The organism is Microbispora sp. NPDC004025 (assembly GCF_053604425.1).
In genome coordinates, this window is the sequence record NZ_JBSGHN010000002.1 from 131,360 (window position 1) to 145,673 (window position 14,314).

The window sequence follows — 14,314 nt, forward strand, 5'->3', positions numbered from 1 at the left end:
ACGACCGGCAGGCGGTCAGCCGAGGCGCTGGGCCCGGCCGAGCAGCCGCTGGGCGACCACGACCAGGGCGAGGAACAGGCCGCTGACCACCTGCTGGAAGGCCGACGTCAGGTTGCCCACCTGGTTGATCAGGCTCTGGATCACGCCGAGCAGCAGCACGCCGGCGATGGTGCCGGTGATGCCGCCCGCTCCCCCGGTCAGCAGCGTGCCGCCGATCACCACCGCGGCGATCACGTCGAGTTCCAGGCCGATGCCGAGGATCGTGACGCCGGAGGAGAGCCGGGCCGCGTTCAGCACTCCGGCGAGGCCCGCGAGCAGGCCCGACATCAGGTAGACGCAGACCTTCGTGCGAGCCACCGGCACGCCCATCAGCGCGGCCCCCTGCTCGTTGCCCCCGACCGCGTAGACGTTCTGGCCGAACGCCGTCCGCTGGAGCAGGACCATGGCGGCCACCGCGAGGAGCGCGGTGATGTAGACCGGCCAGGTCAGGCCGAGCACGCCGCCCTGGCCGAGCCGGGCGAACGCGGAGTCCTCCACGAGGTAGGTGGTGGCGCCCTCGTCGGAGATCGCCAGCATCAGCCCGCGCACGCCCAGCAGCCCGGCCAGCGTGACGATGAACGGCGCCATCCCGGTCCTGGCGATGAGCAGCCCCTGGAGCAGCCCGACCAGCCCGCACGCGGCGAGCGGCAGCGCCAGCGCGACGAACAGCCCGTACTGGGAGCCGTACGCCGCGAGGACCCCGCCGAACACGAACAGCGACCCCACCGACAGGTCGATGCCGCCGCTGATGATCACGAACGTCATGCCGACGGCGATGATCGCGGTGAACGACGAGGAGACGAGGACGCTGGCGGCGTTGCCCGCGGTGGCGAAGGAGTCGAAGGCGAGGCTGCCGCCGATCACCAGCGCCGCCAGCACCATCAGCGCGCCGTGCTGCTGGAGGACGCGGCTCACCTGCTCGCGTCCGGGCGATCCGGTCATCGGGTTCCTCGCTCCCTGGTGGCGTAAACGGCGGCCAGGATGATGACCGCCTGCATGATCTGCGTCCACGACTGCGGCAGGTTGTGCTTGATGAGGGTGGCCGACAGCAACTGCATGAGCAGCGCGCCCATGACCGTGCTGAGCACCCGGATCCGCCCGCCGCTCAGCGGCGTGCCGCCCACCACGACCGCCGTGATGGCCGACAGCTCGATGAACAGGCCGAGCGAGGTCGGATCGCTCGCCTGCAGCCGCGCGGTCGCGAGCACCCCGGCGAGTGCGGCCAGCACCCCGGAGATCACGTAGACCAGCAGCAGCACCCGGCGGACGGGCAGCCCGGACAGCTCGCTGGCCGCGCGGTTGCCGCCGATCGCGACCACCTGCCTGCCGAACGTCGTCCTGCGGACCAGGAACGCCATCAGCAGCGTCAGCACGGCCGCGATGACCACGATCACCGGAACGCCGGACAGCGAGCTGCCGCCGAGCGCGATCAGGTCGGGGTTGCGGAACTCGACGAGCTGCGGGACGAGCACGTTGGCCAGGCCCCGGACGCCGACCAGCAGCGCGAGCGTGGCCACGATCGGCTGCACGCCCACGTAGGCGACCAGCGCGCCGCCCGCCGTCCCGGCCACCGCCCCGCCGACGAGGGCGACCAGCAGCGCGGGCCAGGCGCCGTACCCGAGGTAGAGCGCGACGAGCGCGGCGGCCAGCGCCATGACCGAGCCGACCGACAGGTCGATGCCCTGCGTGCCGATGACCAGCGCCATTCCGAGCGACACGATCACGATCGGGGCGACCTGCACGAGCTGGGTGCGGAAGTTCGCCACGTCGAGGAAGTGGGGGGTGAACAGCACGTTGAACAGCAGCAGGACGCCGACCGCGGCGTAGACGCCGTACTCCTGGGCCCAGGCGAGCACCCGCCGCCCGGGCGGTGCGACCGCTTCAGCCATCGGACTCCGCTCCTCGCTCGGCGATGGACGCCATGATCTTGTCCTCCGTGACGTCGTCGCCGGACAGCTCGCCGACGACGGCGCCCTCGCGCAGCACCAGGATCCGGTCGGCGCCCTCCACCAGCTCCTCCAGATCCGACGAGATCAGTAACACGCCGAGCCCCTCCTCGGCCAGCTCGTCCACGAGGGCCTGCACCTCGGCCTTGGCGCCCACGTCGATGCCGCGGGTGGGCTCGTCCAGCAGCAGGACCTTCGGCCGGATGGCGAGCCACCGGGCGAGCAGCACCTTCTGCTGGTTGCCCCCGGACAACTCCTGCACCGGCTGGTGGGGCGAGGCCGCCTTGATCCTGAGCCGGCGCATGAAGACGTCGACGACCTTGTCGATCTTCGCGTCGGAGACGACCCCGGCCCGCGACAGCGACGGCAGGGAGGCGAGCGCGATGTTCTCCCGGACCGACAGCGCCGGGATGATGCCCTCGGCTTTGCGGTCCTCGGGCAGCAGGCTGACTCCGGCCCTGATCGCCGCCGTGGTCGAGCCCGTGCGCAGAGGCAGGCCGGCGACGAGCACCCGGCCCGCGTCCAGCGGAAGCGCGCCCACGATGCCCTTGGCGGTCTCGCTGCGCCCCGCTCCCAGCAGCCCGCCCAGGCCGACGACCTCGCCGGGCCACACCGAGACGTCCACGCCGCGCAGCGCCTGCCGCCGGGTCAGGCCCACGGCCTGTACGGCGGGCGGGGCGCCGTCCCGGTCCCCGGCCCGGTGGCGGTCCCGCGAGAACCCGGTCAGGCCGCCGGTCCTGACCTCGTCGAGGTCGCGGCCCAGCATGAGGGCGATGAGCTTCAGCCGTTCGAGCCCGGCCAGTGGGCCGGTGTGCGCGACCCGCCCGTCGCGCAGCACGGTGACCCGGTCGCACACCTCGTACAGCTCGTCCAGGCGGTGGCTGACGTAGACGACCGCGATGCCGTCGTCCCTGAGCTTCCTGATCACCGAGAACAGCGTCTCGACCTCGCGCGGCTCCAGCGACGAGGTGGGCTCGTCCATGATGACCACGCGGGCGTCGACGGCCACGGCCCTGGCCAGGGCGACCATCTGCTGGGCGCCCATCCCGAGCGTGCGCAGCGGGCGGCGCACGTCGGTGACGACGCCGTAGCCCGCGAGGATCCGCTCGGCCTCGCCGTACATTCCCGCGGTGTCGATGACGCCCAGGCGGCCGCGTGGCTCGCGCCCGAGCATCAGGTTGCGGGCCACGCTCATCATGGGGACGAGGTTGACCTCCTGGTAGATCGTCGAGATCCCGGCACGCTGCGCGTCGAGCGGCGTCCCGAAGGCTACGGGCGACCCGTCGTAGATCAGCTCACCGGCGTCCGGGCGGTGGACGCCGGTGAAGACCTTGATCAGCGTGGACTTGCCGGCGCCGTTCTCGCCCACGAGGGCGTGCACCTCGCCGGGGTGAAGGGCGAGGGACACGCCGTCGAGGGCCCTCACGCCGGGAAAGCGCTTGCTGATCTGCCTGGCCTCGAGCACCGGTGCAACCGACTGGCTCAATGACTTCCCTTCCTCGCGCGGATCTCCGCGCGGCGTGCGCGCGGGCTCCCGGTGTCCGCGTACGGGACCGGGCGCCCGCGCGGGCCTTCGCGGGTCAGTAGGCCTCGCCGAGGGACGCCTCGGCGTTGGAGCCGTCGTACTCGCGGTCGGAGATGATGACCTTGTCCGGGATCGGCTGCCCGTCCAGGAACTTCTGCGCGGTCTCGAAGGCGAGCGGCCCGAACCTGGGGTTCGACTCGACGACCGCGTGCAGCCAGCCGTCGGCGATGGCCTGGACGGCGCTGCGGGTGCCGTCGACCGAGACGATCTTTATGGCGCCCGGATCCTTGCCCGCGCCCTTCAGCGCGGTCACCGCGCCCAGCGCCATCTCGTCGTTCTCGGCGTAGATGCCGTTGATGTCGGGATTGGACTGGATCAGCTGCTCGGTGACCTGCTGGCCCTTCTCCCTGGCGAACTCGCCGGTCTGCTCGAAGGAGATCTGGATGCCGGGCGCCTTCTCCTTGATCCGGTCCTTGAAGCCGTTGGTGCGCTCGGTGGTGACGTTGTTGCCCGGCGCGCCGAGCAGGATCGCCACCGTGCCCGTGCCGCCGAGGGCGGTGATCATCTGGTCCGCGGCACGCTTGCCCTGCTCGTAGAAGTCCGAGCCGATGAACGTCAGGTAGTCGCTGCACGGCTTGGCGTTGATCTTGCGGTCGACCGTGATGATGGGGATCTTCTTCGCGGCGGCCTGCTGGAGCACCGGCTCCCAGCCGTCGGAGTTCAGCGGCGCGATGACGAGCAGCTTCACCCCCTGCGCGATGAGCTGCTGCACGTCGGTGATCTGCTTGGAGAACTGCGACTGCGCGTTGGTCACCTTGAGGTCGGCGATGCCGAGCTTCGCCGCCTCGTCCTTGATGGACTTGGTCTCCGCGATGCGGAAGGGGTTGGCCTCCTTCTCCGACTGGGAGAAGCCGACCGTGGCGGTCTTCAGGTCGAACTTCGTGCCGCCGAACCGCTCCAGCGTGCAGGTCGGGCCGGCCGAGCCCGCCGGGGTCTGCACCACCTGCTGCTGCGCGGTCGCCGCGGCGCCGGCCCCCGACGTGGCCTGGGTCTCCGCCTTGGCGCAGCCGGCCGCGCCGAGCAGCACGGCGAGGGTGAGCACGGCCGTGCGGGGATATGGCTTCATGGTGATCCTTCCGGTGGGGGGTGACACGGCGGGCCGGGAGGACACGCCGTGCGCGGTTCTCGGGGGGCGTGGCGGCCCGGACGCCGTCCGGGCCGCCACGGTGCCGATCGATCAGGCGCAGGCCGGGAGGATCTCGGCGGTGAGCGCCTTATTGGCGTCGTGGACGCGCTTGACGTCGGGCTTGGTCACGGCCCTGTCGTAGGTCATCAGGCCGTTGATCTCGGTCTCCACGTCGGTCGTCTGGGTGTAGACGGCCGCGCTCAGGCCGTTGCAGGCGTGCAGCTTGCGCAGGGCGTCGTCCATCTCCAGGAAGCGCTTGGTCAGCGACTCGGAGTCGGACTCGACCGCGTAGCCCCAGCCGCCGCCGGTCCAGGTGCGCCCGATCACCGGCAGGGCGAGCCCGCCGTACTCGCCGAGCACCGACGCCCGGAAGAAGCCGGGCTTACCGGGGCTGCCGGGTCCGGGGTAGATGTGGTAGTCCATCACGTCGCCGTTGCCGCCGTCCTGGGCGCCGCAGCAGTTGATGCCGCTCATGTTGTCCACGAGCCGGGAGGGGTCCAGGCTCTTCACGTAGTCGGCGATCCTGGAGATGTCGTACTGGCCCCAGCTCTCGTTGAACGGCACCCACATGACGATCGACGGGCTGCTGCGGTGCTCGTCGACGATCTCCTTCAGCTCGCTCTCGAACTGCGTCTTGTCGGCCGCGCTCGCCGCGCCGAACATCGACGGCATGTCCTGCCAGACGAGCAGGCCGAGCTTGTCGGCGTAGGCGTACCAGCGGTCCGGCTCCACCTTCATGTGCTTGCGCACCATGTTGAAGCCGAGCGCCTTGGTCTGCTCCAGGTCGTACCGCAGCGCCTCGTCGGTCGGCGCGGTGTAGATGCCGTCCGGCCAGTAGCCCTGGTCGAGCGGGCCGAACTGGAACACCGGCTTGCCGTTGAGCAGGACCCGGGTCGTGCCGTTCACCCGGCCGACCGAGATGGAGCGCATGCCGAAGTAGCTCTCCACCTTGTCGCCGCCCTTGAGCTCGACCGTGAGGTCGTACAGGTACGGGTCGTCGGGCGTCCAGAGGTGGGGGTCCGGGATGGGCACGGCCAGTTCCTTGCCGGCCGGGCCGGAGACCTTGCCGATGACGCGCTTGCCGGCACGGGCGGTGACGACGGCGGTGGCGTCGCCGTTCGCCCTGACCTTCACCCGCAAGGACTGCCCGAGCACCTCGGGGATCGTGTCCACGGCCTCGATGTGGGTCTTGTCGACGGGCTCCATCCAGACGGTCTGCCAGATGCCGGAGGCGGGGGTGTACCAGATGCTGCCCGGGTTGAGCCGCTGCTTGCCGATGGGCTGACGGCCGTTGTCGGTCGGGTCGGTCACGCCGACGACCAGCTCCTGCGGGCCCTTGCGAGTGAGAGCGTCGGTCACGTCCACGGTGATCCTGTCGTAGCCGCCCTTGTGGGCGCCGACCTGCTTGCCGTTGACGTAGACGACCGACTCGTAGTCCACGGCGTCGAGGTGGAGCAGGACGCGGTCCTTCTTCCAGGAGGCGGGCACCTCGAAGGTGCGGCGATACCACATGCGGTCCTCGTGACGGCCGATGCCGGACAGGCTCGACTCCACGGGGTAGGGCACGATGATCCGCTCGCCGAGGTCGCGGCCGAAGGGCGGCGCCTCGCCGTCCTTGGCTGCGGCGAACTGCCAGGTGCCGTTGAGGTTCTGCCAGCGGTCGCGGACGAGCTGCGGGCGGGGGTACTCGGGCAGCGGGTTGTTCGCGTCCACCTTGTCGGACCAGCGGGTCTTCAGCACGTACGTGGAGGCGTTGGTCACCGGCACCCAGGTGAACGCCTCGATCGCGGTGCCGTCCGCCTTGGCGAGGCCGCCCTTGCCGTCGTAGGAGGCCCGGATGTCGGCGGCGAGACGGGGAATGGGGAAGCCGAGCTTCAGCGTGACCTTCGTGGTCCCGTCGAGGGCGGCCGACGCGACCTGCCACTTCGTGCCGGCCACCGTCAGGCCGAAGTGCTCGGCGGCGCCTGCGGGCAGCGGCGCGAGCGCGGTGTCGCCGAAGTCGAGGGTGGCGGTGTCGCCCGCCGCGTCGACGGCGGCGCTGTCCGGCCCCGACGGGTCGAAGCCCTCGGGCAGGTAGAACGCCTCCGCCGGCACGGCCTGCTTGGGCTGGCTGGCGCTCTGCCAGCGCAGGTGGAGGTTGGCGCCGCCGAAGTGCTCGAAGTACTCGACCTTGATGTCGTACTTCTGGCCGGCCTGCAGGGTGATCGGGGTGCCGGTCTGCTCCTTGTCCCAGTCGTCCACCCAGTGGTCGATGACGAGCGTGTCGTTCACCCAAAGCCGGAAGCCGTTGTCGCCGATGATCGAGAAGGTGTACGGCTCGGAGTAGGCGGGCTGGATGCGGCCCGTCCACCGCACGGTGACGTCGTCCTCCCGCCCGGTCAGCGAGGTGAAGACCGGGTTGAGGTCGGGCAGCTCGAGATCCGGGTCGATCACGGTGGCCTTGAGCTGGGCGAAGTCGAACTTCCCTGCTCCCGAGGACAGGTAGTAGTCGCCGCGCAGGCCGTGCCGCTCGGCGCCGGCGGCGGTCGCGGGACCCTGCCCCGCGACCTGCCAGACCGCGCCGAGAACGACGGCCAGGAGTAAGAGGATGGGCTTTCTCACAGGGATCCTTTCCTGCGGGCAGGGCCGGGCCGGGCGGACGCGCCGTACGGGCGTGGCCGCGTCCGGCCGGCGCGGCGGCGGCGCTCCGAGGCGGCGCCGCGCGCCGGCGGCCTCCTGCCGTGACGTGGGGGGTTGGTCGAGATCGGCGCCGCGGACCGGGCACGCGGGGACCGCGCCTTCCGAACGGGACCGATCAGATTCGGACAGGATCGAGTCGGTTATCGCCCTCAAATAAGCATCGAGGCAGGCGCCCGGTCAAGAGATTGGATCAGATTCGTTCATTTCCGGTCAGCAGTGCGCGGGTTTCGCCGGTCGACTATGATCGGAACCGGTCACAGCGGAGGGTGAGGGCGTGGTCGACACGGACAGCGACGGGCGCCGGCCCGTGTTCGCGGCCGAGCGCCGCCAGCGCATCCTGGAGTTGGTGCGGGCCAACGGCGCCGTCTCGTTGCGCGAGCTCGCGCAGGCGGTCCAGTCGTCGGAGGTCACCGTCCGCCGCGACCTGCGCGCGCTGGAGTCGGAAGGCCTGCTCAACCGGCACCACGGCGGCGCCACCCTCCCCGGCGACCTGAACAGGGAGGCCAGCTACGTCCAGAAGGCGGCGCTCTCCTCGGCGGAGAAGTCCGCCATCGCCGATCTGGCCGCGTCGCTGGTCGAGGACGGGGACGCGATCGTCGTCGGCCCGGGGACCACCACCCAGGAGTTCGCCCGCAGGCTGAGCAGGCACACCGAGCTCGCCGTGGTCACCAACTCCCTGCTCGTCGCCCAGGCCCTCGCCGGCTCCCCGCGCATCGAGGTGATGCTCACGGGCGGCACGCTGCGCGGTCCGATCCTCGCCCTCGTCGGAAGCGCGGCCGAGCGGTCCCTCGCGGGGCTGCGCGTGCGCCGGGCCTTCATCTCCGGCAACGGCCTCACCGCCGACCGCGGCCTGTCGACCCCCAACATGCAGGTCGCCTGCGTCGACCAGGCCCTGGCCGCCGCGGCGGAGGAGGTCGTCGTGCTGGCCGACCACACCAAGATCGGCATCGACGCCATGGTGCAGACCGTGTCCGCCGAGCAGATCGATCACCTGGTCACCGACGACGCCGCCCCGCGCGACGTGCTCGACGAACTGGGCGGCAAGGGCGTGCGCCTGCACGTTGCTCAGATTTGATCGAATGTGACAGCCTCGTTACGAGATTGTTTCCTGCCGGGCTCACCATTCGAGGCGGAGGCAACCGTGCTGCAGGCCGCAGGTATTTGCAAGAGCTTTCAGGGCGCACCCGCGCTCGACCACGTCACCCTGGCCCTGCGGGCCGGGGAGGTCCACGCGCTCGTCGGCGGCAACGGCGCGGGCAAGTCGACCCTGGTCAAGGTGCTCTCGGGAGTGTGCAGGCCGGACGCCGGCCGGTTGCGCCTCCTCGGGGAGGAGGTCGCGCCCTCATCCCCCGCCGAGGCGGCCCGGCTCGGAATCGCCACCATTCACCAGGACGCCGGTCTCGTCCCCACGATGAGCATCGCCGCCAACCTGTTCCTCGGGCGGGAGCCGCGCGGCCGCTTCGGGCTGATCGATTTCGCGGCCATGCACGCGCGGGCCGCCGAGCTGCTGGCCGCCTACGGGCTGCGCGCCGACCCGCGCCGCCCGCTCGGCTCGCTCGGCGACGGCGGGCGTCAGCTCGTCGCCCTGGCCCGGGCCGCGTCCGCGGACGCGCGGCTGGTCGTCCTGGACGAGCCCGCCTCCGCGCTGGAGCGCGACGAGCTGGACGTGCTGTTCGGCGCGATCTCCCGGCTGCGCGACGAGGGCCGGGCGGTGCTGTACGTCACCCATCGGCTCGACGAGCTCTACGAGATCTGCGACCGCGTGACCGTGCTGCGTGAGGGCCGGGTGGTGCACACCGGGCCGCTCGCCGGCCTCGACCGCCGCAGGCTGGTCTCGCTCCTGCTCGGCCGGCCCTTCCACGCCGACGGGGCGGACGCCGCCGTCACCGGCGAACCCGCCGGCCCGCCCGCCGACGAGCCCCTGCTCGAAGCCCGAGGGCTGACCCGCCGCCACGTCCTCCGTGACGTCTCCCTCGCCCTCCGTACGGGAGAGGTGGTGGGCCTCGGCGGGCTGCGGGGCGCGGGGCGCAGCGAGACCGCGAAGGCGATCGCGGGCGCGCTGCGGGTGGACGCCGGTCAGGTGACGATCGCGGGCGCGCCCACGGGCAAGTGGTCGATCAGGAACGCGATCCGCGCCGGAGTCGGGCTGGTGCCGGAGAACCGCCGCGTGGAGGGGATCGTGCCCACGCTGTCGGTCCGCGACAACATCGCGCTGGCCGCGCTCCCCCGGCTGTCCCGCGCGGGGATCGTCTCCGACGCGCACCTGGACCGGATCGTCGCCACGTTCATGCGGCGGCTGGACATCCGGGCCGTCTCGCCCCGTCAGGCCGCCGGGGAGCTGTCCGGCGGCAACCAGCAGAAGGTGCTGCTGGCCCGCTGGCTGGCGATGCACCCGAAGGTGCTGCTGCTCGACGAGCCCAGCCGCGGCGTCGACATCGCGACCAAACTGGCCATGCGGGCGCTGCTCGACGACCTGGCGGTGGACGGGCTGGCGATCCTGCTGATCTCCTCCGACGTGTCGGAGCTGGTGGACAACTGCGACAGCGTGGTGGTCCTGCGTGACGGCGCGGTGGTCGGCGAACTCGCCGGCCCCGAGGTCAGCGAGGACCGCATCATGGGTGCCCTCGCCGCGGGCTGACCCCGCTTCCGCGTGGGTTCTCCCGCGATGTCCCCGCGTCGGCCACCGCGCCCGCCTCGGACTCGCTCCGGCCGCCCGCGGGGAATTCGGCGACAGCATCATTTCCGATCCGGCTGCGATACCTGCGAACGTCGCAATTCGAAACATCAGGGGTACAGCGGGTTCGGGGCCGATTCCGTTACTTGACCATTGCCGAACGCGCGGCTCATACTCCGCCCAGGGCTGATCCCTCGGGGAAATAAAAGGAGTGTCACGATGACGGCCAGGAAGCCGACCGTAATCCTGTCCATATCCGTATTGGCGCTCGCGGCGCTGGCGGCACCCGCATCCCCGGGCTTCGCGCAGGCGGTCGCACGGACCACGGCCACCGCCGGCGACCCGCCGCCCGACGACGGAACGGCGGTGGAAGATCCGGAGGACACGCTCGCCGATCTCACGTTCGTGAACGGCGTGCGGGTCGTGTTCTCCCACAGCCCGTCCTCCCAGGATTACGGGCTCCTCCAGAAAGGACACGGAGAGCGGAACGCGCCGGTCGTGCCGCTTCCGCTGGACAGCATGCTCGACGCCTACCTCGCCGCGACTCCGCGGAGCCTGCCGGTTCCCCGGTTGCTGCTGGACGAGCCCCGAGACGACTCGGCTCCGCCGCCGGACCTCCGAGGCCGGACGATCACCGCCTCTCCCGTCGTCGCCCGCGAACTCGCGGTTCCCGCGTCCGCCTCCCGGGCCGCCACGGCCTCGCAGGCGCCCACATGCTATTCGGGGTACTACTGGCATCCGGACTGGAGCGATTCCGCCATACCCGGGAGGGCGCCCAAAGCGTACTATTCGGCGGACTTCGGCGGAAAATTCCGATATACAAACAGCTTCGTCTACAACTGCACCCCCGCGGGGTCGCCGAGCTACCTGTACGCACGACACCGGATTTATTACCGGAACGCCCTCGGCAACTACGTCAAGCAGTTCGACAGCCAGGTGCCGCCGGACGACTGGGAGGCGAAGACCAAGGGATCCGTGATGCGTTATCGGATGGCCGCCTACAGCGACGGGTGGAATTCGGACCCCAACTGCGGCGGCGGTACGTGCAAATACCACCGCGAGGGCCTCTTCAACTCCTGACGCGAGGGCGCGCTCGCCGGCGAGGTCACCTGGGCGACCTGACGCCGGCGAGGCGCGCCTCGACCTCCTCGGGGGTCAGCCCGAAGCCGGACAACTCATACCGGTGGGACGGCCGGGCCTCCCCCGAGCGGCTCTCCTCATGCAGGCGGGCCATGGCCGCGCGGGCGGCGTCGCCGAGCGGCAGCCCGAAACGGGCGTAGACCGCCTCGGCCGTGCCGAGCGGGTCACGGACGAACTCCTCGTAGTGCACGTCGAAGAACCGTTCCGGATCGTGCCGGGCGCGGGCGGCGCGGAAGCGGTCGAGGCCCCGGCTCCACAGGCCGAGCTGGTCCCGCCCGATCACCGCGCCGGTGAAGGCCTCCGACCACCCGGAGGTCGCCCGCGCGGCGAGGCTGCACATCGACGCGAAGGCGGTGACCGGGTCGCGGTGGGTCTGGACGACCAGCGCGCCGGGGTGGACGTCCATGATCGCGTCCAGGGCGAACAGGTGGCTGGGGTTCTTCAGCACCCACCGCCGGCCGGGGCCGCCCAGCCCGATGAGCTGGAGGATCCGGCGGTGCCGCTCGTAGGCGGGCGTCCAGTCCTGCGCTGCCAGCCAGGCCGAGTACGTCGGAAGATGGGCCAGGCACTCGAAGGAGACCGACCGCATCGACTGCTGGAGCAGCCGCCAGCATTCCTCGACCATGTCCGCCGACATGTAGTGCACGCCCATGAACTCCGGATGGCGCACGTGGTGCCGCTCGTACGCGGCCTGGGCGGCCCGATACTCCGGGTCGCCCGCCCACGCCTCGCGCGGCGGCCTCGGCCGGGGCGCGCCGGTCAGCCACAGCTCCAGCCCCTGGTTGGCGGGGTCGGCGGTCAGCAGCCGGTGCAGTGCGGTGGTGCCGGTGCGCGGCAGCCCGGTGACGAAGATCGGCCGCTCGACCGGCACGTCCGCGTGCTCCGGGTGCCGCCGCCACGCCTCCTCGCACCGCAGCCGGGCGGTCAGCGCGCCGCGCAGCATCGCGCGGGCCGCCCGGGCGCCGGGCGAAGTGAGCGCCGCGTCCCCGGCGTACGACTCGAGCAGCACCCCGAGGCCGTCGAGGTAGGGATCGTCCCCGAAATCGGTCAGGCCGGTGGCGCCGCTCGCCCAGGCGTGCAGGTCCTCGATCGTGCCGATGTCGTCGCGTCCCGTGCTCATCCGGTCGCCTCCGCGGGCTGCTGGGAACTGTTCAGTGGTGCCATTCGCCGCAGTTGACGTCGAGGCACTGGCCGGTGACCGCCCGCGCCAGCGGGGACAGCAGGAACACCGCGGCGTCGGCGATCTCGTCGGGCTCGGGCAGCCTGCGCAGGTCGAGCGTGGCCGCGGTCTCGTCGTACACCTGCCGCACGGGGACGCCGCGCCGCCGGGCCAGGGCCTCGAAGTAGCGCTTCAGGTTGTCCGCCCAGATGTAGCCGGGCGCGACGCTGTTGACCCGCACCCCGCGCGGCCCGAGCTCGGTCGCCAGGGTCTGGGCGAGGGCGAGCAGGCTCGCCTTGGCCATCTTGTACACCCCGAAGGTGCGCCGCGAGTGCCGCAGCACCGCCGAGTTGACCATCACGACCGAGCCCGCCCGTTCGGCGAGCGCCGGCGCGAAGAGCTGGGTGAGCCGCAACGCGGCGAGCACGTTGGTCTCGAAGGCGGCGCGCACCGCGCCGAGATCCACGTCGACGAGGTCGGTCATCGGCGGCATCGCGAAGGCGTTGTTGACCAGGCCGTCGACCCGGCCGCAGCTCTCCAGCGCCGTGGCGAGCAGCCGACGCCGCGACGCCTCGTCGGTGACGTCGGCCGGCACCGGCACCGCGCGGCGGCCGAGCCGGGCGACCTCCACCGCCACCGCGGCCAGCCGATCCTCCCCGCGGGCGGCCAGCACCACGTCGGCCCCGGCCGCCGCGCACCGCAGCGCCAGGCCGCGCCCCAGCCCGGGCCCGACCCCCGAGATCACGACGACCCGGCCCTCCAGCGGCATCAGCCGAGCATCCTTCGGGCGACCGCGGCCTGCCGGGCGGCGATCCGGGCCGTCCACTCCTGCGGGCTCACCCGCTGCCGGTCGTGGTAGGGCAGCCGGGACGGCAGATCCTCGAACCGCATGACCTCCACTTCCGGGCCGTCCTCGGGCCCGAGCGGGCGGGTCAGCCGCTGCCAGCGGATCTGCAGGTAACCGCGGCGGTGCCCGGTGCGTTCGAGCCAGTTGGCCAGCCCGGGGTCGCGCTCGCCGATCACGTAGCGGATCCTGCCGTCGGGGTCGTGGCGGGCCTGGTCGGCGGTGAGGCTGGTCTGGTGGTTGATGTAGTCCAGCGAGACGTACCACATGCTGCCGAGCTGGAACCCCTGGTAGGGCGCGACGTCGCGGCCCGCGGCGGGCACGGTCACGACCATGACCTGGTCGTCGTCGAGGTCGTAGTGGCCGACCGAGGAGTACTGCGTCGCGAGGCCGCCCGGGGTGGGCCGGGGCTCGGTCATCGTGTTGACCGGCAGCGTGAGGTAGTGCCGTTCGGGGAACGCGAGGAACGTCCGCAGCCGCCCCAGCAGCATCCTCGCGGCCACCTCGTAGCGCTTGGAGATCCTGTCCACGGCCGGGGGCGGGGGCGCCGACCCGAGCGTGTCGGCGCGGTGGATGCGGATCTCGCCGGGCCGCTCGGCGTCCCAGCCGGAGAAGACCTCGCGCACGATCAGCATCGCCGCTCCGGGTCCCAGCGCGTGGCGCGCCCCCGTGCCGGCCGGGCCGAAGCGCAGCTCGTACGACCCGTCCGGGGCGATCTCGATGTCGCGGTCGTCGAAGGCGGTGAGGCTGCCGGGCGACCGCGCGGGCGAGTAGTCGCCGTCGAGCACCTGGAAGCTCAGGTCCGCGGTCGTCCCCCGGCGGCCCGTGACCACGTATTCGGCGTCGTCCCGGATGTAGGCGTGGAAGTAGAGCGTGTCGGGGTTGTCCAGGCCGAGCTTGGCGTACGGGCCGGTGGAGGCGGCGAAGAAGGGGAAGTCGCGGTCGTAGGCCCACGTCATGTGCAACGCCGCCTTGATGCCGCCCGCCAGGTAGTCCAGGCCCTCGGCCAGGTCCTGCTCGGTCCGTACGTGCCGGGCGGAGCGGATGATCTTCTCGGCCTCGGCGATCGCCAGGGCGAACGGTTCCGTGGCCATCGGACTCCCTGGGTACGCGACGCTGACG

Annotated in this window: 11 protein-coding genes; 3 read left to right on the forward strand and 8 right to left on the reverse strand. The window is 71.7% G+C overall.

Annotated elements, in window-relative coordinates; translation table 11 throughout:
• Window positions 1-15: 15 nt before the first annotated feature.
• The 5 genes from ACWEQG_RS05015 to ACWEQG_RS05035 all read right to left on the reverse strand — a co-directional run bounded on the left by ACWEQG_RS05015 (window position 16) and on the right by ACWEQG_RS05035 (window position 7,297).
• On the reverse strand, window positions 16-981 hold the full coding sequence (locus tag ACWEQG_RS05015; RefSeq protein WP_452281837.1) for an ABC transporter permease: 966 nt from the start codon (window positions 979-981) through the stop codon (window positions 16-18).
• The gene (locus ACWEQG_RS05020; protein WP_452281839.1) at window positions 978-1,928 is read right to left on the reverse strand and encodes an ABC transporter permease; all 951 of its coding nucleotides are present in this window, start codon (window positions 1,926-1,928) and stop codon (window positions 978-980) included. The genes ACWEQG_RS05015 and ACWEQG_RS05020 overlap by 4 nt, the downstream gene beginning before the upstream one ends.
• A complete protein-coding gene (locus tag ACWEQG_RS05025; RefSeq protein ID WP_452281841.1) occupies window positions 1,921-3,471 on the reverse strand; it encodes a sugar ABC transporter ATP-binding protein in 1,551 nt (516 codons plus the stop codon). Before ACWEQG_RS05025 ends, ACWEQG_RS05020 begins: the two co-directional genes overlap by 8 nt.
• Window positions 3,472-3,565: 94 nt before the next feature.
• Window positions 3,566-4,636 (reverse strand): ABC transporter substrate-binding protein, encoded by a 1,071-nt coding sequence (locus tag ACWEQG_RS05030; protein WP_452281843.1) that lies wholly within the window; start codon window positions 4,634-4,636, stop codon window positions 3,566-3,568.
• A gap of 111 nt (window positions 4,637-4,747) precedes the next feature.
• Window positions 4,748-7,297, reverse strand: coding sequence for a PA14 domain-containing protein (locus ACWEQG_RS05035; protein ID WP_452281845.1), 2,550 nt, complete (start codon window positions 7,295-7,297; stop codon window positions 4,748-4,750).
• A gap of 352 nt (window positions 7,298-7,649) precedes the next feature.
• On the opposite strand from ACWEQG_RS05035, the gene ACWEQG_RS05040 reads away from it, so the two are divergent.
• From ACWEQG_RS05040 to ACWEQG_RS05050, 3 genes are all read left to right on the forward strand, one after another.
• Window positions 7,650-8,450 carry a DeoR/GlpR family DNA-binding transcription regulator gene (locus ACWEQG_RS05040; protein ID WP_452281847.1) on the forward strand — a complete coding sequence of 267 codons (801 nt, stop codon included), beginning with the start codon at window positions 7,650-7,652 and terminating at the stop codon, window positions 8,448-8,450.
• 66 nt (window positions 8,451-8,516) lie between these two features.
• Window positions 8,517-10,013: a sugar ABC transporter ATP-binding protein gene (locus tag ACWEQG_RS05045; RefSeq protein ID WP_452281848.1), complete on the forward strand. Its 1,497-nt coding sequence runs from the start codon at window positions 8,517-8,519 to the stop codon at window positions 10,011-10,013.
• Between the two features lie 255 nt (window positions 10,014-10,268).
• Complete coding sequence (locus ACWEQG_RS05050) at window positions 10,269-11,129, forward strand: hypothetical protein (RefSeq protein ID WP_452281850.1); 861 nt, start codon at window positions 10,269-10,271, stop codon at window positions 11,127-11,129.
• Between the two features lie 25 nt (window positions 11,130-11,154).
• On the opposite strand, the gene ACWEQG_RS05055 is transcribed toward ACWEQG_RS05050, so the two are convergent.
• Genes ACWEQG_RS05055 through ACWEQG_RS05065 form a run of 3 tightly spaced genes read right to left on the reverse strand, consistent with a single transcriptional unit; the run spans window position 11,155 to window position 14,286 of the window.
• The gene (locus ACWEQG_RS05055; protein WP_452281852.1) at window positions 11,155-12,309 is read right to left on the reverse strand and encodes a sulfotransferase family protein; all 1,155 of its coding nucleotides are present in this window, start codon (window positions 12,307-12,309) and stop codon (window positions 11,155-11,157) included.
• A gap of 31 nt (window positions 12,310-12,340) precedes the next feature.
• Entirely contained in the window at window positions 12,341-13,117 is a 777-nt protein-coding gene (locus ACWEQG_RS05060) for an SDR family oxidoreductase (protein ID WP_452281854.1), read from the reverse strand.
• Window positions 13,117-14,286 carry a hypothetical protein gene (locus tag ACWEQG_RS05065; protein WP_452281856.1) on the reverse strand — a complete coding sequence of 390 codons (1,170 nt, stop codon included), beginning with the start codon at window positions 14,284-14,286 and terminating at the stop codon, window positions 13,117-13,119. The genes ACWEQG_RS05060 and ACWEQG_RS05065 overlap by 1 nt, the downstream gene beginning before the upstream one ends.
• Between the last annotated feature and the right edge of the window lie 28 nt (window positions 14,287-14,314).

Bases quoted from the DNA above. Each gene is read 5' to 3' on its own strand.
- ACWEQG_RS05015 (WP_452281837.1), bottom strand. From the start codon at position 981: ATGACCGGATCGCCCGGACGCGAGCAGGTGAGCCGCGTCCTCCAGCAG.
- ACWEQG_RS05020 (WP_452281839.1), bottom strand. From the start codon at position 1,928: ATGGCTGAAGCGGTCGCACCGCCCGGGCGGCGGGTGCTCGCCTGGGCC.
- ACWEQG_RS05030 (WP_452281843.1), bottom strand. From the start codon at position 4,636: ATGAAGCCATATCCCCGCACGGCCGTGCTCACCCTCGCCGTGCTGCTC.
- ACWEQG_RS05050 (WP_452281850.1), top strand. From the start codon at position 10,269: ATGACGGCCAGGAAGCCGACCGTAATCCTGTCCATATCCGTATTGGCG.
- ACWEQG_RS05055 (WP_452281852.1), bottom strand. From the start codon at position 12,309: ATGAGCACGGGACGCGACGACATCGGCACGATCGAGGACCTGCACGCC.
- ACWEQG_RS05060 (WP_452281854.1), bottom strand. From the start codon at position 13,117: ATGCCGCTGGAGGGCCGGGTCGTCGTGATCTCGGGGGTCGGGCCCGGG.
- ACWEQG_RS05065 (WP_452281856.1), bottom strand. From the start codon at position 14,286: ATGGCCACGGAACCGTTCGCCCTGGCGATCGCCGAGGCCGAGAAGATC.